8 protein-coding genes and 1 pseudogene are annotated in these 17,456 nt (G+C 66.1%); 3 read left to right on the top strand and 6 right to left on the bottom strand.

Annotated elements, in window-relative coordinates; genetic code table 11:
* Positions 1 to 71: 71 nt before the first annotated feature.
* The 6 genes and pseudogenes from FXF52_RS36285 to FXF52_RS36260 form a co-directional block, all read right to left on the bottom strand.
* Positions 72 to 919 (bottom strand): annotated as a pseudogene (locus tag FXF52_RS36285) (transposase).
* 53 nt (positions 920 to 972) lie between these two features.
* Positions 973 to 2,238, bottom strand: coding sequence for a hypothetical protein (locus FXF52_RS36280; protein ID WP_148804199.1), 1,266 nt, complete (start codon positions 2,236 to 2,238; stop codon positions 973 to 975).
* 189 nt (positions 2,239 to 2,427) lie between these two features.
* Positions 2,428 to 5,625: a type I restriction endonuclease subunit R gene (locus FXF52_RS36275; protein ID WP_148804198.1), complete on the bottom strand. Its 3,198-nt coding sequence runs from the start codon at positions 5,623 to 5,625 to the stop codon at positions 2,428 to 2,430.
* Positions 5,626 to 6,807 carry a restriction endonuclease subunit S gene (locus FXF52_RS36270; protein ID WP_148804197.1) on the bottom strand — a complete coding sequence of 394 codons (1,182 nt, stop codon included), beginning with the start codon at positions 6,805 to 6,807 and terminating at the stop codon, positions 5,626 to 5,628.
* Positions 6,804 to 8,384 carry a class I SAM-dependent DNA methyltransferase gene (locus FXF52_RS36265; protein WP_255472727.1) on the bottom strand — a complete coding sequence of 527 codons (1,581 nt, stop codon included), beginning with the start codon at positions 8,382 to 8,384 and terminating at the stop codon, positions 6,804 to 6,806. Before FXF52_RS36265 ends, FXF52_RS36270 begins: the two co-directional genes overlap by 4 nt.
* 45 nt (positions 8,385 to 8,429) lie before the next feature.
* Positions 8,430 to 10,319, bottom strand: coding sequence for a hypothetical protein (locus FXF52_RS36260; protein WP_148804195.1), 1,890 nt, complete (start codon positions 10,317 to 10,319; stop codon positions 8,430 to 8,432).
* A gap of 223 nt (positions 10,320 to 10,542) precedes the next feature.
* Between FXF52_RS36260 and FXF52_RS36255 the strand changes: the two genes are divergently transcribed.
* The 3 genes from FXF52_RS36255 to FXF52_RS36245 form a co-directional block, all read left to right on the top strand.
* Positions 10,543 to 11,655, top strand: a complete 1,113-nt coding sequence (locus FXF52_RS36255; RefSeq protein WP_148804194.1) for a hypothetical protein — start codon at positions 10,543 to 10,545, stop codon at positions 11,653 to 11,655.
* Positions 11,652 to 14,996, top strand: a complete 3,345-nt coding sequence (locus tag FXF52_RS36250) for a transposase (RefSeq protein ID WP_148804193.1) — start codon at positions 11,652 to 11,654, stop codon at positions 14,994 to 14,996. The genes FXF52_RS36255 and FXF52_RS36250 overlap by 4 nt, the downstream gene beginning before the upstream one ends.
* A partial coding sequence (locus FXF52_RS36245; RefSeq protein WP_148804192.1) for a pPIWI_RE module domain-containing protein occupies positions 14,997 to 17,456 on the top strand: 2,460 nt, incomplete at its 3' end. It abuts the gene before it with no gap.

Raw genomic sequence — 17,456 nt, 5'->3', positions numbered from 1 at the left:
GTGTTGATCGCCGGCGACCGCGCCGAGGCGGGTAGGGCGGTGATGGCGGTGCGTTCGGGTTCGCCGATCGATCAGCCGAGGGAGTACTCGACTCGCCGGCCGCGTTTGCTGTCCTGCTCGTGGAGCCAGTCAAGGACGGCGTGGGTGGCTGCGGCGGAGTCACCGCGGATGAGCGGGTGGCGGCGGTGTTTCGCGGGTACCTGCGCGACGGCTTGGGCGAGCACGTCGAGGTGATCGGCGGCGGTGTTCGCGCCGGCGTTGCCCGGCCGCAGCGTGATGGCGAGCAGCTCGGCGGTGTTGTCGCAGGTCACCAGGATCGGGTGGAAGCCGTAGCTGTGCTTGCAGGTGGCTGCGACGCCTTCCTGTCGCTGTGCGCGATCACGATCGTGGAGTCCACATCGAGGACCACCACGCCGGTGCCGATGTCCCGGCCCGCCGCCCGTGCCGCCGGTGGGCCGCCGAACAGTTGCCACATCCGGGCGCGTACCTTCGCCCGGGCCTTGGCGATGCGCCGCAGTTGCACCGCGCCGATCTCGTCCAGGGCCCGCCACACCGTGGTGTCCGAGGCCACCGATCCGAACACCTCCTGCTGGTGGCGCAGCACGTCGATGTCCGCGATCGCTTCCCCGCCGTCAGCGATCATCACCGCGAGGTCGACCAGCACCCGACCCCGATCATGCACCGGCCACCAGCCGGCCCAGGCCAGCCCCGCCGACAACGCCACGGTCAACCCGGCCCGATCAGCCAGCAACCGCAGCAACGCCGCACCGACGTGCGACACCACACCCGAACCACCCGCGGTGACCCGCAGATCCCGCGACCACGCCGTAAGCTGCACCTCGGAAGTGCCTCCCCCAGAGAGAAACCTGTAGATGTCGCAATCACAAGTTTCCCTTGCAGGGCAGGCACTTCCGCTCATCTACAGCCGACGAACAGCGCATCTTGGCGATCACGGTGAATCACCCAGGCTAGCTACTCCTCTGCGCTGGGCTCCTCGCTGTGTCCGGCCGTAGCGTCGCTTGCGGATTCTGCGCCGATCCGCGCCCACGCTTCCTGCAGTTGGGTATGGAAGTCCCGCGGCAGATCAGTCCGTGCCGCAAGTAGCTTGATGTCGTCGCGAACACCCCAGCTGTTTAAGGCTTTCGGATCACCCGCGCGTTCTAGCGCGGATGCGAGCCTTGACCGTTCGTCGGGATCGAGTTTTTCAAACTCTACTGCCGGGACATCAGACAGCCGGTCGGCAGTCCACTTGGCCGCCTGCAAGCTCCAGCCGTTGAAGACGTCGAGAATCGCGGGCAGTAGCTCCTTGAGAGGCGGCGCCGACGCGTACGGCCAGTCGTGTAGGGGGAGTTCTCGGATCTTTTGGAGCAGCATCTCACGCCCCTCGACTTCGATGCCGCTATGAAGAATTCGCACCATGGCAGGCCACAGTTCAGGCTCGTGCTTCTGCGCGGCCCCCAGCACGCGCGATCGATAGTCGGTAGGGACAAGCGACCACACCTCGGGGTGGATCAGGACCTTGGCAGCCATAGCGGGGCTTTCTGACAAAAGCCTGTCGAGATTCCACCCTGCGGCGACGCCGAGATCTGGACGCCATGTCGCCAACATCTGTCGAGCGACGTTCACCACACGTGCAGTGAGGTTCCGATTGAGCTGGCCGGTCTCCTCACGGCTTTGCAAAAGCTCCTTTAACATGACCGCACGGGCCGAGCGGTGCACTCGGGGCGCGACTTCAGCAACAAAGCGCTTCTCAGCATCGACCCCAGGAGGAAGCCTGTGAACATCCGTTGCAAGTTCTCTCGCTAGTGCCCGTGCTCGTCCCGGCAGAACCTGTGACGGCCGCGCCAGCACGAGATCCACGACGGTACGCACGGCGACCTCGACCTCATACGCCTTCGGAGACAATTGACTGGCGTGGGCGTAGTCGTTCCGCATCTCGCGGACGGCATGCAGACGCTTCTTCTCGTTATCTGTCAAGAACTCGTGCTTTGCTGCCAGGTCGATCAGGCTTGCCTCCTTAGAACTCGGAGACTCTCGGGCCTGACGAAGGCCCCTGCCTAGCGCTGCATCGCCAACCGCCATCTCGTCGATGCGTCGTTCCAGTCCCTCCATTCCGGCAAGGAAGGCCATTATGTATGCCGCGCGCCAGGCGCCGGCCTCGTAGCAAAGGCGGCACTCCTGAAGAAGGATCAGGTCATCTTCCTGGAGAACCTGCCTCCGGACCTCATCCCAGATCACGCGGCTGCAACCTCTACAGAGACGGTGCTGGCCTCATTGCTCCTATAGACCCAGAGTGACAACTATTGCTCCTTAATCGTCACTGCACGCGAATACTCGTCGGCACGGTAGCCGCCAAAGGACAGTTCGGAAGCTTTCGTTGGGCGAGATTCACCTCTTTCGGGTGACCGCCCCGGACATGCGCAGGCGTCAAGCCGATGCGCGTTGAGCGACATAGTGCGGTGCCATCGCCTCCATCTGCTCGATGACCAGGCGAATCGCCTCGGGCTGCTTGTCCGGCGGGTACTTGTACCGCACCAGTAGCCGCTTGATCGAAGACCGCAGCTTGGCGCGCACGTCGTCGCGTACTGTCCAGTCGGTCTTCACGTCGCGCTGCATGATGCCGACCAGGTCGCGGGCGATCTGCGCCAGCACGTCCTCGCCCTGTAACTGCACCGCGGACTCGTTGGCGCTGACGGCGTCGTAGAACGCCAGCTCGTCGTCGGAAAGCGGCGGGGTGAAGTGCGCCCCTCGGTTGCGCTCGGCGGCAACCTCCTTGGCGAGCTCGACGAGCTCGGCGATGACCTCGGCAGAGGTGAGCTGCTGGTTGGTGTACTTGCGCATCAGCTCGGCGATCCGCTCTGAGAAGGCGCGCTGCCGGACCAGGTTGTGCCGTGTCACTCTCGTCGACTCCTCGACGAGCAGCGCTCGCAACGCCTCGATCGCCAGGTGCGGGTTGGTGGCTACCTTCGCCTTGGCTTGGAACTCGACACCGAGATCGGCAAGGGATGGCTTGGGGATACCAGCGGCCTCGTAGATATCGATGATCTCGCCGGAGGCAGTCGACGATGCCACCAGCGCCGACAGCATCCGCTGAATCTCCTCCGGTACCGGCTTGCCTGCGGCCTGGCGTTCCTGGGCGTCGAACTTGCCCATCCACACCCGGACCTCTTCGTAGAACCGCGCGTCTCGGCGCCGCAGGTCGTCGAAGGTATCGCTGCCCGACGACAGTGCCCAAGCGCGGGCGAGCTGGTTGGACAGCTTGCGATAGCGTTCGGTAAGGCTTTCCTGACCCTCTGCAATCTGGTTGCCCGGGGTCTGCGGGGAACGCAGGTAGTTGGTAAGGCCCACTGCAGCCTGGATCCAGCTCCTCGGCCCGCCATCGAGGCGGGACCGCCAGTCGAAGCCCGCACATGCCTGGTCCAGTGCGGCCATGAGTGCGACTGCCAGGTCGACGGCCTCGTCGACGTTCTTGCCCACGGGTTTGGCGGCCTGGTCGTCGTCGGTGTATTCGGCGAGCGCGTTAGTGAGGTTGTCGATCAGCGGTGCGTAGGCGACGAGCAGGCCATCGGCCTTCCCGCGGAAGGTTCGGTTGACGCGGGCAAGGGTCTGCATGAGTAGGGCACCCTTGAGCGGCCGGTCAAGGTAGAGCGTGTGTAGCGGCGGCGCGTCGAAGCCGGTAAGCATCATGTCCTTGACGATGACGAGTTGCAGGTCGTCGTCGGGGTCGCGCAGCCGTTGCTGGATCGTCTTGTTCTCGGCGGACCGACGCACGTGCTGGGAGACCGGAGGCTTGTCCTGGGCTGTCCCCGAGTAGACCACCTTGATCTTTCCCTGATCGAGGGCATCGCTGTGCCAGTCAGGCCGCAGATTGATGATTTCCTCGTACAGGTTTGCGCAGATCTCGCGGGTGCCGCCGACAATGAGCGCCTTGCCGGGGGTACCGATGAACTTGACCAGTTGCGCTGACCGGTTCTCCCAATGCTCGACCAGGTCGGCGGCAAGGGCCCGAAGGCGGTCAGGGGCGCCGTACACGGCGTTGATGACGGCGACAGACTTCTCGATCCGGGCGCGCTCCACCTCGTCGAGTCCGATAGTGGCCTCGTCAGCGGCCCGGTCTAGGTCCTCGTCGGTGACGCCACTCGTCAGACCGACCTTGATCAGGCGTGGTTCGAAGAACACCGGCACCGTCGCACCATCCCTCACCGCCCGGGTGAGGTCGTATGTGTCGATGGTCTTACCGAACACCTCCTCTGTGTCCTTCTCGCCACGAATCGGTGTACCTGTGAAAGCGATGAAGGCGGCGTTCGGCAGGGCGTCGCGGATGTGCCGGGCGTACCCGTCGAGGTCGTCGTAGTGGCTACGATGCGCCTCGTCCGCAATGACGATGATGTTGCGCCGCTCCGACAGCAGCGGATGGTCGGCGCCGGCCTCGCGCTCCTCCTTGGTGCGGCCGAACTTCTGCAAGGTTGTGAAGAGGATGCCGCCGGTGGTGCGGTGAGTCAGCTCATCGCGCAGCTGGGCGCGGCTGGTCACCGCCACCGGCTGCTCGGCCAGCAGCAGCGACCGGACAAACCCTTCAAACAACTGGCCGTCGAGTTCCTTGCGGTCCGTGACGACGACGAAGGTCGGGTTACGTAGCTCGGGACGCTGGCCCGCCAGGTGGACGTACAGCTCCATCTCCATGGACTTGCCGGACCCCTGGGTATGCCACACCACGCCGGCGCGGCCATCGCTGTTCACTGCCGCGACGGTCGTACCGACGGCTTTCGTGACGGCGAAGTACTGGTGGGGCTTGGCGATTCGCTTCGCGTACCCGTCGGCACCGCCGTCGAAGGCGGTGAAGTTCCGCTGGAGCTGGAGGAACCGCTCAGGGTTAAACACCCCGTCGATGAGGAACTCCAGCTCGGTGCCCAGGTGGCTGTCGTCCTCCACCTCGCCGAACCGGACCGGCTTGCCGTCGTCGTTGACGTTCCAGGGCGAATAGTGGTTCAGCCGAGTGAACGGGGTGCCGTACCGAGCGGTGATCCCGTCGCTTATCACGGTCACGACCGCGAACCGGAACGCCATCGGGAACTCACGAAGGTACGTGCCGAGCTGGGCGTGCGCAGCGGGTAGGTCGCCCTTCTCAGCCGCGGCCCGCTTCAGTTCGAAGATCGCCACCGGCAGGCCGTTGAGGTAGAGCACGATGTCAAATCGCCGGTCCACCTCGACCGAGCGGACAGTCACCTGATTGACGGCCAGGAACTCGTTCTCCCAGGGCCGGTGGCTGACCAACCGGATGGTAGGGTTCTGCTCCACCCCGTCGGAGTCGGTGTAGCTGATACCTCGGTAGCCCTTGGTCAGGATCTGGTGCAGCCGATAGTTTTCTGTGATTGCATCCTGCGACTTCGGCTCGACGATCTCGGCCAAGGCCTGCGCCAGGTAGTCACCCGGAACGTGCGGATTCAGCTCACGCATCTTCGCCAAGGTGCGGCTAGGTAGAACAACGTCCGCCCAAGAGGCACGGCCGCCTTCGGTGCCCGGTGCGATCGCCGTTCCCGGCAGCGGCTCCCACTCCTGCTCGGCCAGCGCCGCCAGCGCAATCGCCTCCCAGTGGGCCTCACTGACTCCCGACCGCGCCCCCACTCAGACCACCTCCTCCACAACCTTCTCGGCATCCCGCACTCGGATCCGACCCGACATCAGCAGTGGCAGTAGCTCGTCTCGGGCATTTGCAAGTGCTCGGTTCTCGCGCATTGCGGCTCCTACTCGCCGACGAATAGGTAAGGCTACTGACTCGAAATCGTCCCAGACTTCCGGCGCCAGCCTAGGAATAGGCGCGTCGAGAAACCTTTCGCCGCGGACAGCCGGGTACGCACTACCCTCTGCAACGCTCTCAAGATATTGAACGAATGTGTCCGTCCGAGTGCTCTCGTAGACGCCAGCGACGCGTCCAGCGGCCGGCGATATGACCGCTAAACCGGTGGAGCCGATCAGTTCCTCGGATTCGTCTAGCACGAGTGCATGCGACCGCCGATTGGGGCGAACGGTTGACCACACCGTGTCTCCGTCCCGAACCACTCGGCGCGCCCGACCCGGGGCCTCGTCCCAGCTCATTGGCGCTGGCATCTCGTAGCTGCCGACTGAGACAGAACTGATGTCCAGATAGCGCAAATGCCCGCCGGACTTCGGTCGCGTTGTTGCAACATTAACCTTTGCAATTTCGGCTAGACGACCCAGCGGCGCGGCAGCGCTCATCCGCGCAAACATTCCTGAAAGCAGCCCATCAGCTAGACGGGCGATCTGGCGATTGGCAGCAATCTTGTCGTCAAGCGCCCCAAGCACCTCCGCGATCGATTCTCGTTCCCCACGAGGAGGAACAGGAATCTGAAGACGCTTGAGGTCAGCAAGATTCAGCGTCGCCTGCACAGTGGTATTGAGGGCCGCTTCGAACGCATTCCTGACGGATTGCGTCTGGAGGCAGAGCCGTATCCACTCAGATGAGACTTCCGTCGGACGGATTACAGCGATCGCTCGGGCAACATTCCAACCGGCCATCGAGGAAGGTGCGACGGCAGCCTCACCAACCGTCCCCACAATAGAAACCAGCAACTCCCCACCACGGAGAGTTGTCCGACTATATTGCGCCGCGATTTCTGGCGCGACGCGAAGCGGATCAGAAACATCTACAACCCCGTTTCGGACGTCCTTGACGCGAACAATCGGAACGCCACCTGGGGTCTCGTTTCCGGGTTGGACGATCCCGTAAGAGATCTCGCCATTGTCCACCAAATCAGAGAGGCGGCGGGTCGGCCAAGAACTGCTCATGACAGTCGTCCCAACTGCTCTAGCACCAACTTTTCCAGACGGGCCGACTCACCGAACGCAGCCGCCAACTCCTGCGACAGTCGCTCGATCTTCTCATCGAGCGGCTCGCTGTCCTCCTCTGCGGCCGCCATGCCGACGTACCGACCGGGGGTGAGGGCGTAGGCGGCGTCCTTGATCTCTGCCAAAGTGGCAGATTTGCAGAAGCCCGGGATGTCTTGGTAAGTCAGGCGCTTGCGGGCGGCCGAGTCAGTCCCCCGCCAGGCATGGTATGTGTCGGCAATCTTGGCGACATCATCGTTCGACAGCGCCCGTTCCGCGCGGTCGACCATGTAACCCAGGTCGGTGGCATTGATGAACAACACCTCGCCACGCCGGTCCACGCCGGCGTTCTTGCCGGCCTTCTTATCCTTCGAGAAGAACCACAGGCAGACCGGGATGCCGGTACTGCGGAACAACTGTGTCGGCAGTGCCACCATGCACGAGACCAAGTCGGCTTCGACGATCCGAGCACGGATCTGACCCTCGCCGTTTGAGTTCGACGACATCGACCCATTTGCCATCACCACGCCAGCGCTGCCGCCGGGCTTCAGTTTGGCGATGATGTGCTGGATCCAGGCGTAGTTGGCGTTGTTGGCTGGCGGCACTCCGTACAACCAGCGGGGGTCGTCCTCCCGCCTGGTCCAGTGCTTGATGTTGAACGGCGGGTTGGCCATCACGTAGTCCATCTCGACGCCCGCGTGCTGGTCGCGGGCGAACGTGTCGCCCCAACGCGCCCCGAGCCCGGAGTTGTCGATGCCGTGAATGGCGAGGTTCATCTTCGCCATCCGCCAGGTCTCCTCGATACTTTCCTGCCCGTAGATGGCGACGTCCTTCGGGTCGCCGTCGTGCTCGTAGATGAACTTCTCCGTCTGGACGAACATGCCGCCGGATCCACAACACGGGTCGTAGACGCGCCCTCGAGACGGCTCCAGCACCTCGACGATCACCTGGACCACGCTGGGTGGAGTAAAGAACTCACCGCCACGCTTCCCCTCTGCCCGGGCGAAGTTGCCGAGGAAGTATTCGTATACCTCGCCCATGAGGTCCCGCGCGCGGTGCTCACCCTGCCGACTGAACTTGGCGCTGTTGAACAGGTCGATGAGCTCACCGAGGCGGCGTTGGTCGATGTTGTCCTTGTTGTAAAGGCGAGGCAAGGTGCCGCCCAAGGCCGGGTTGGCGGCCATGACCGCGCTCATCGCCTCGTCAATGAGCTGACCAATCGTATTCTCCGGCTCATCGCCCACCGCCGGCTTACCCTTGGCGTTCTCCGCCAGGTATGACCAACGTGCAGCAGGTGGAACAACGAACACCCCGTATCCCTGGTACTCCTCCGGGTCGTCGATGAGCTCCTCAACCTGGCTGTCGTCCATGCCCTCGGCAGTCAGCTCGGCACGGATCTGCTCGCGGCGCTCGTCGTAGGCGTCGGACACATATTTGAGGAAGACCAGGCCGAGGATGACATCTTTGTACTGGCTGGCAGACAACGACCCGCGGAGCCGGTCGGCAGCCTTCCACAGGGTGTCCTTCAACTCCTTCATGGTCGACGGTGTCGCTGGTTCCTGCCTCTTACGCGGTGGCATTCTCTACTGTCCTTCCTCGGTGTTGCCGGGCAAAACAACGCTGACCGCGCCCGCGGCCACGCCGTCGATCAAAGCGGTGATCAGATCATGCAGGGCGTCCTGCCGCTGGCGTAGGGCCGCACCGTAGGCGCTAGCATCGACCAGCGCACTCTCTAGCGCCGCTCCCGACGCTCTGTCGAGAACTGGGATGCTCCACGTCCGCCACTCGCTGGTCGCGGGTTGGTGGTTGATAATGGCGGCAAGGGTGTGCGGGCCGACCCCTGCGGCCGGGCGTAGCCGCAGAAGCCGCGATGGGGACGCCACCAGTGAGTTGCCGTGTTCGTCGACACGTGCGCAAGGCCGAGAGCCTTCCATGAACACCACATCACCTGGTTCCGTACGGTGTGCGCGCGGGTAGAGACGCGCGGCGTCGAACGGATCCAGAGCGACGCCGTCGGCTGAGCCGTCAGCGCTGAGAACCAGGATCGAGCCGTCCGGCACCGCGTGTTGGGGATCGATCCGGCAACCACGCCGCATCAGCAGGATGCCGGCCTCATGCAGCTCGCCCAGAGACCGTTGCCGCAGAAGGATCGCGCCCGGAGCGGCGGTTAGAAGGACGTCCAGCGGTGGCAACGGCTCGGCGACGACCAGCGCCGCCGATTGGGCTCGAGTGAGGTGGTTGTCGGACGACGTGCTCAAGCGGGCTGCCCGCACGCCTGCCGGCACGATCGGCGAACCGGTCAGGATGACGGGCAGGTCGGTGCCTCGGAGGTAGCGGAACGCGCGGCTGGTGTCGCCGGATAGCGCGGCCGAGACATCGGCGGCGAGGTCCTCCATGGATAGGTCCGCTGACGGATGCGCGCTTAGGTCCCCGACCATCGGTCGGTTCGCTGTGAGGCCGCCCGCGCAGACCCACAAGCCGAGCGCTTGGCGGTGTGCCCGCCGCCACATTCCGCGTGGCAGACGGACCGCAGCAACCATGTGACCCAGCCGCAACATCGTGGCGCGAAACCGTTCCGCATCTCCGCGCAGCCGCTCACATAGGGTTCCGGCCGGCCCGATCACCACTGCCACTTCATTCGGGCCGAGGTCGAGCAGCAGATCGTCGACCCGTTCCAGGGCTGCCTCACCCTCCAGTTCGAGCACGGCCAGCACGCGCAGCAGTGCTCCGTCGGCCCGGTTCACGACGTCAAGCTCGTTGAGGAACGCACGGCGACGCAACGCCCGTTCGGCCGCACCAGTACCGCTGATCAGCAGGCGATTCCCGGAGGCGATCGCCAGGGCAAGGCTCGACGGACCGTCGGCAAAGGCGATGGGTACGCCGTTCGGATCGAGGTGCAGGATCCCTGCCTGCACGATGGCACCGACGAGCGCCATCGCCTCTACTGTTAGATCCCGCCGGCCGAGCTCTCGGCCCGCGGGCCCGTCGTCGAGTCGGGCAAGCGCCTCGGGCAGGCCACGGGACGCCTCGACCAGATCGTCAACGAACCGCAACATCTCGTCGGTGGCCGCCAGCCGTTGTACCTCGGTCAGGAGGAACTCGTCCCGGGGGTCACTGAGCTGAGCCAGCCTCTCCCGCTCGGCAGAAGTCAGGTCCGCGAGGTCGCTGTCGCCGTGGGCGTGGAGGCAGAGCAGGGTCACGAGATCTTCCAGTGATGCGTCCGCCGGGACGCTCAGCGCCGGCGCGTCCAGGCGGTGCTCTGGGTTGTTGCCTCGGCCGGTGCGCGTCAGCCAGTCGACGATCTCGTCTCGTGCGAACCGCTCCACGGCGCCGGCTGGTGTCACCGGATCGGGGAAGGGAATGTGGCGGCCGCGGACCTGGGGTCGACGCCGCCACATGCTGACCACGGAACGCTGTACGCCGGCGAGCTGAGCGACATCACGCAGGCTCAGGGTCGGCCCCGCCTCAGTCATTCACACCTCCTCTACCGTGAGTCCCCGAACCGTAACGGCACCGCACGTCGTTGCAGTATCCACTACTCCGATAAGCCGGCTTATCAGTAGTGGTTGTGGCGATGATTCCGTCCGTCGGCGACTCTCGATGCTGCACTCCGTGGCCGAAGGGTTGCGCATCCGAGACGAGTCGGATTGGCGCAGATGCCTTGGCCTACGTCGTCCTCTGACAGAAGGTGCATGCATGATCGATTCGCCCACTACCCCGGCGTGGCTGCCGGACCCGCACATCGCGGTTGCGCAGCTCGCCAGCGGGATCCTTGGGTACGCCCAGCAGGCCGCATCGGGTGACGCGTTCCGGCTGCCGTACCCGGCGAACCTGCAGCTCGCGCTGGACCGGCTGACCCTGCTCGCCTGGCATCAGGGCGCGCCCGCGCCGGCCAGCGTGGTGGAACTACTCCAGCTTGGGCAGGAGCCGTTCGGCGACTGGAAGATCGACCTCACCGGCGCCGACGTCGACCCAGACGAGTCGCTGCTGATCTATGGCCGCCCGACGGCGACCTGCGAGGAACTCGGCAGCCTCCGTGGGGATGTCGAAGGCGAAATCCGTGAGAACGCACTGTTGCGGGCGGTGATGGACAAGGCCCGGGCCCACAACGCGCCGCAGTCCTACGTCGCATTCCGGGAACTCCTGATCCGACAGCCGGCGATCGCGGCGATGGAGCTCGACGCGCGGCTGGCCGATCCTGACCTGGCGCTGCTGTCGGATGAGGTGCGGCAGGCATACGTGGAGGCGCCGCCGGAGGCGATGGCCGACGGAGTGATCCGGACCTGTGGCGGATGCCGCGGTCTTCGATTGCCACTGGATGACGACCGGACCTGGATCTGCGAGGACGCGACCTGCCCGGCACCCGCGGCGGCCGGGACAGATCACCCCGCCAGCGAGGGCGTGTGGTGGTTGCGGCGCGAGCTGCGAACCTTCATCACCGCGCCCGGTCGTGCCGAGCTGCGCATCGCCGACGCGATCGGGAAGCTCGGCGTACCGGTCGCTTTGTGGCCGGACTTTGACGCCTGCGACATCTCGGTCTTCGAGGAACGACCTTGGGTCGCCGACATCAAGGCCTGGCGCAACCCAGTACGGCTCGCCCGACGGCTGCGGGAGCGGCTGTTCACCGTGCCACCGGAGGCGGAGAGGGCCTACGTCGTCATCGGCCAGGAGCAGGTCAAGGCACATCCGCGGTACGTGGCACGGCTGCGGAAGGCGTGCCCCCAGGTGCGGCCGGGCCAGCGAATCGTGGCGGTCTCCGAGGCGGAGTTCATCGGTGCCGTGAAGCGGCGGGTGGAGGCCGAGGCATGAGGCAGATCAACACCATTCGCAACCGCTTCACCCGCGCACTCCGCGGCCACTACACCCCGACCAGCGACCAGCCTTCACCCTCCCGGCTGATGGACACCGAACTGTGCCTGTATCTGCTGGAAACAGTCGCCGCCGACCAAGCCGCCAGCGGAGTACCCGCGTTGCTCGACGGCTACCGGGCGCTGTGGGACGCGGTGCCGCGCCCACCAGCCGACGCGGCGGTCCGGCTCGCCAACGCGCGATCCCTGCTGTGGCGCAGCCAACGCCCCTACGGGTGGGACGAGTTGCTGCGGGCTTACGGGTCCGCCCCTGAGGCAGTGCGGGGTTACCACTTGGACTCGCTCGGCCGACCGGTACGCCGGCAGTGCAGCGTGGCGGCCAACCGGTGGGACTGGTACGAGCAGCTACTCACCGAGCCCCTGCCCTTCGCCACCGCCGGCGTCCGGTTCGCCGAACCCGGCCGATACCGCATGAGCTCGACAGCGCGTGGTCACGGCGTGACGGTACCGGACAACCTTCCACCCGCGCCGGCGCCGGCTCTGCATGACCTGGCCGTCCGGACCCGGGCACCGATCGAGGCCACGTGGCAGGAGTTGGTGGAAACCGCCCGAGGTATGGACGCCGCCGACCTGGAAGCCGGGCGTTCCTCTCACCGATGGGGGGAGCGCCTGCTGGACGTCACCCTGCAGGTCCGGCTGGCCGACGACACCTTCGGCGACGCCACGACCCTTCGCATCGACCGGATCCTGCACATGGTCGGCATGGTAAGCGTCGGCAAGAGCACCCTCGTGGCCATCCTGGCGACCTGGGCCGCGCAGCATGGCCTCCGTGTGACGATCGTGGTCGGCGATAACTCGGCAGCCCTACGCATGGCACACGAGCTGTCCTGGTACGACAGCGTGGTGGCGGCACCCGTCATGGGGCAGAACCGAACCCGGCATGCGGAGCGGCTCCATCGGCTCCAGCCGCCGGCGCCTGGCCGGCTTCTGCCCTCCGAGCCGTACGGGTTCGACCTGGTCAGCACGGCCTGCCCACTCGATGCCGTCCGGGGCGCCCCCATCCCCCTCGAGGTACGCGAGGCACCCTGCCAACACCTGATCGAGACCGATCCGCACGCCCCGGTGGATGGCTGGCGGGACGGAGCCCGTCGCACCTGTCCCCTGTGGTATGGCTGCCAGCGGCATGAGGCCGCACGTCGACTGGTCACGGCGAACGTGTGGATCGCGACGCCGTGGAGTCTTGTACACACCCCTGTGCCCGGGCCGTTGAGCCACGAACAGATGCGGTACCTGGAGGCAGCGTGGCGACGCAGTGACCTGATCCTGGTCGACGAGGCCGACCAGGTGCAGGCAAACCTCGATGAGATGTTCGCCAGTGCCCAGGTACTGCTTGGCCCGAGCCAGGAAGCGTGGATCGACGAGATCGGAGCGCGGGTGGCGGAAAAGCTTCGCGCGACGGGCCGAGCACCGGTCAGTTCCCGGCAGATCCGCCGGTTCACCACGGCACTGAACCAGGCCCGCTCCGCAGCCGACATCATTTACCAGTTGCTGCAGCGAGACCGGGTCCGGGCCGGCCGGCCGGTGTTGAACTGGCTCGACGCCGACTACTTCACCGCTTGGACCCTCTTCAACAACCTTGCTCAGAACTGGGCCGGCTACACCGTCGCGAATGGCCGCAAACCGGACCCCGGCTGGGACAACGATGAACTCTACAAGCTGCTGCGCGAGCAGTTCAACGCGTTCATCGACGACCCGACCGGAGCATCCGGCGAGGTTGCCGGGGGTCTAGCCACCTTGGCCGAGGCGCAGCTGTCTGACACCGAGGAAGAGACGCGGGAGGATGCCGTCCGGCAGTGGCTGACCGAGCTGAGTGATCGAGAGCTGGTCGAAGGTAGGAAGATCGCGCCCGCGGAGCTCGACCGCAACGTGTGGCGGCTGGAGCTGGCGGTCGCCGTAGCGGTGATGGCACACCGGCTCAACCTGATGCTCGCCATTTGGCCGGAAGTCGCGGCCGAGCTGGACATGTTCGACACGCTTCCGGCGGAGGTACGCCGCCCGCCCAGCGACCTCGCCGTCGCGGTGCCAGAGTCTCCGATGGGCAACGTGCTGGGGTTCCAGTACGTCGAAGACGAGACCGACCGCCGCGATGGACAGCTGGGCGAGTTCCGGTTCTTCCGCTATACCGGCGTAGGGCGGGCCCTGCTGGTTGGCCTGCCAGACCTGTTTCCCGCCGACGGGCCGGGCCCGAACGTACTGCTGTTGTCCGGGACCAGCTGGGCTGGCACCTCGCCTCGGTATCACATCGACGTGCTGGTCGAGGCGATCCTGCGCCCGTCACCGCAAAAACTCGCCGCCATCTCCGAGACCACGTTCGCCCTGGACATCCAGCACCAGGGCGAACGGAGTACACCGATCTGGGTGTCCGGCCGCTACGGGGAGGAGCGCGCGAGTGCCCTGCGGCAGATGGTCGCGGCCCTGACCCAGCCAGGCGCGGGCCGTGGCCAGCCGAACCGCCTGGAGCGGGAACGAGCCGCCCTGCCGCCCGGCCGGCAGAAGGTCATGCTGCTGGTCGGCAGCTACGCCGAGGCTCGCACCGTCACCAACGAGTTGCTTCGGCGCAAGTCCTCCTGGCAAGGGCAGGTCCGCTGCCTCATCGGCGACGACGAGTTGGAGACCGGCTGGGACGACGGCCATTTGCTACGCCGCGGAGATGTCGCGGACTTCGGCACCGACGACGCGTGGCTGCTGGTCGCCCCCATCCTGGCCGTCGAGCGGGGGCACAACATCCTCAACAACGACGGCGTGGCCGCCATCGGCGCCGCGTTCTTCCTCGTACGCCCGCACCCACGACCGAAGGATCTCAGCTACGTCACCCAGCGGATCAACCAATACGCCCTCGAACAACTACGCCCGCACCCGCTCGACGACGACTGCCCGGTACACGAACGCCTCGTAGGTGCCGGCAGCCGGCGACGCCGAGCCGCGCAGCGCCAATGGCGGCGGTTGCTACACGCCCTGGTCGCCTACAGCCAGCTCGGCACGGACGAACGCCAACGCGTGGCCTGGACCCAACTCGTAACCATCTGGCAGGTCGTGGGCCGGCTCCTACGCGGCGGCCAGGCCGCGAAGGTCTACTTCTGCGACGCCGCCTTCGCACCGGTCACCGCCCACAGGAGCGATACCGACACCGACCTCGACGATGCCAGCACCAGCCTGCTGCACGGCATGCGCGAGGTGCTCACCCCGTACTTCGAACACACCGGCGCCAATACCGATCGGCATCTCGTCCAGGCGCTCTACCAGCCCCTGTACCGCGCCCTCACCAACATGGGAGACCGCTGAATGGCACCCCGCTACGACAACCTTGCAGTCACCGTCCTGCGTCTCGATCCCGCAGCCCCGATCGAGCGCACCTACCACCTCATGCGGTTCCCTGGCCGCTGGAAGGAGCCGCTGCGCCGGCTCGCCCAGGCGCAGCGCGGTGGCGATGTCGCCAGCATCCCGATCGCCTCGCTCAACGACGCGATCACCGCCCTCGTTCCCGACTGCGTCGTCACGCTTCCGTACGCCGGACGTGGCGACGACGACCAGGACTGGCTGCTCGCATATCGTGCGGTAAACCCGGCAGCCATCTTCAACCTGGTCGCGGCGTGGGTACGCGCGCAGAAGGGCACTCCGGAGCAGATCTCCCTGGCCCTATCCCAGCTGCAGGCCAGCCACCTCACCTGGTCGCCGGTTCACCTCAACCTGACCGCGCCCGAGGAACGGCAGCGAGCCATGCGGCTGCTCCCGATGGAGATCGCGGCGACGTTGTCCCGCCCGGACGCGACTTGCCCGCATAACGAGTTGCGGTTCCTGCGCTGCCCGAGTGCCGACGGTGCAGAGGTCATGTCCTGGCCGCCAGAGCGGATTGAGGATCAGACCCCGTTCTCCGTCAAGATCGGAATCAGCGTGCAGACCCTGCCCACCAGTGATGAGCTGCTGGTCTATCTGTCGTACGGCGTGCGGCGCTGGATGCCCGTGCGGGGCAAACTCGCCTTCGACCACGGCCACTCGGTGTACCTGGCGCCGACCGTGCCGTATATGGCCGGCCTGGAAAACTCTCGTCACTTCGGCACGGCGCGGATCAAGCAGGTCAAGGTGACGGAGAGGGACGGCTCGAACACCTATGGGCCACGCTGGGACGACGCCGTCGCGAGGGTGCTGAAGGAAGTCGGTTGTCTCGACCGCCTGCCCGACCCGCAGCAGCTGGTCGACAAGCCACTGGACTACCTGCAGCGCCACAGCGACGCAGCTGCGCTGGTCTACAGCACCGGCATGCTCTCAGCTGAGAAGGTCAGCGCTGGGCTGTCGGTCGCCGATCGCCAGCCGTTGATGGACTGGGTCATCAGCGAGCTCAGCCCACACCTCCGTCCGGCCGCGCCGCTTTCCCGCGAAAAGTGCACTGTGTACAAAGGGCTTGGTGGCATCAGCGAGAGCCGGGTTTCGGCCACCTATCTCGGTGAGATCGTCGGGCCGCGCCTGGACATCGAGTTGCTCACCGACACCGACCGCGCCACGCAATACGCCCTCGACCGGCTCGCCACCCGTCTCGGTGTCCCGATGCCCTGTGCCGAGCAGCTTGACGAGGCCGGGGCTCACATCGACCTTGGCGCGGTAACCGTCGAGATTCGGCGGCTGGCGGCACCGACGATCCGCGCCGACCTTGACCGGGTCGGACGCCGGCCCCAGGCCGCGGTGGAGGCCCGCATCGAGCACATCGCCGACGCGCTCGGCCAAGCGGCAAACCCGACAATCGCCCTGGTCGAGATCGCCCACCCCGACGCCTATCAGGGCCGGCGACGCGGCGACGATCCCAAGTTCGCCATCCGGCATGGCCTGCTGCGGACGGGACGGCTCAGCCAGTTCGTCACCCCGGTTGCCGAGCCGAAGCGCCCCCCGCGCAAAGAGTCGTCCGACCCGAACCGAGAACGGTTCGCCGCAGCCGTCGATGACCTGTTCCGGCAGCTCGGCGTACGCCCCGAACCGCTGCCTGAACCGGCGCGCGATACCCTTCTCCGCCAGCCTGCCCTCCTGGCCATCTGGATGATTCGCCAGAACAAGGGACGCGTCTGGGGGCTCGCCCGGCAGCTCCCCGTCGCCGTGCTCATCGACCCCACCGGTCAGCATGTGCAGGTCCGCGCGCCCAAGGTGCCCTGGCAGCCTCTGCACACCGGGCTACTCGAAATCGGTAAGCGGTACGTCAACGTGGACCTCAAGTGCGGCCCCGACGACGTGATCCGGTTCGCCAAGGATGTCATCGATGAGGCCAGCACCGCATTCCCCGACACCCTGCTGCTCACCCATGCACAAAACCTGCGCGGCGTCTGGAACACCCTCACCAACGGCCGCATCCAGCTCGACAGCCTCGGCTTCGGCGCCGGCGAGCCTCAGCCGATCAGCAAGCTGCCCGGCCTACGCCATGTGCGCGTTCGCACCGCTGAAGGCGGCGAGACACCGGAGTGCTACGGCGTAACCGATGACGAGACAGGCCAGCCCAAGGGCCTGTGGCGCTTCCTGGTCCATCGGGTATACGGCAGCACCACGGGCAAGCCCAGCACGCACTCCGGGGCGCTGAAGGGCGTGTCGAAGCTGATCCCCGGCGAGCACAACGGCAAGCTCACTGCCCCAAAGCCGAAGGCCCAGGTCTGGAACCCGCAGTTCATCGAGCTGCTCGTGGCGGGAATCCAGGACGGCGACCAGCCCGAGCAACGGGCGGCGCTGGCGCCCCAGCTGCGAGATGCAGCACCGCACGGACGGGGC

This window comes from Micromonospora sp. MP36, assembly GCF_008119785.1.
In the GTDB taxonomy this organism is placed as follows: domain Bacteria; phylum Actinomycetota; class Actinomycetes; order Mycobacteriales; family Micromonosporaceae; genus Micromonospora.
The sequence above is the reverse complement of the archived record's forward strand: the minus strand, read 5'-3'. Positions and strand labels throughout refer to the sequence as shown.

Excerpts from the sequence above, each read along its gene's own strand:
- FXF52_RS36255 (WP_148804194.1), top strand. The coding sequence starts at position 10,543 with ATGATCGATTCGCCCACTACCCCGGCGTGGCTGCCGGACCCGCACATC.
- FXF52_RS36250 (WP_148804193.1), top strand. The coding sequence starts at position 11,652 with ATGAGGCAGATCAACACCATTCGCAACCGCTTCACCCGCGCACTCCGC.
- FXF52_RS36270 (WP_148804197.1), bottom strand. The coding sequence starts at position 6,807 with ATGAGCAGTTCTTGGCCGACCCGCCGCCTCTCTGATTTGGTGGACAAT.
- FXF52_RS36265 (WP_255472727.1), bottom strand. The coding sequence starts at position 8,384 with ATGAAGGAGTTGAAGGACACCCTGTGGAAGGCTGCCGACCGGCTCCGC.
- FXF52_RS36260 (WP_148804195.1), bottom strand. The coding sequence starts at position 10,319 with ATGACTGAGGCGGGGCCGACCCTGAGCCTGCGTGATGTCGCTCAGCTC.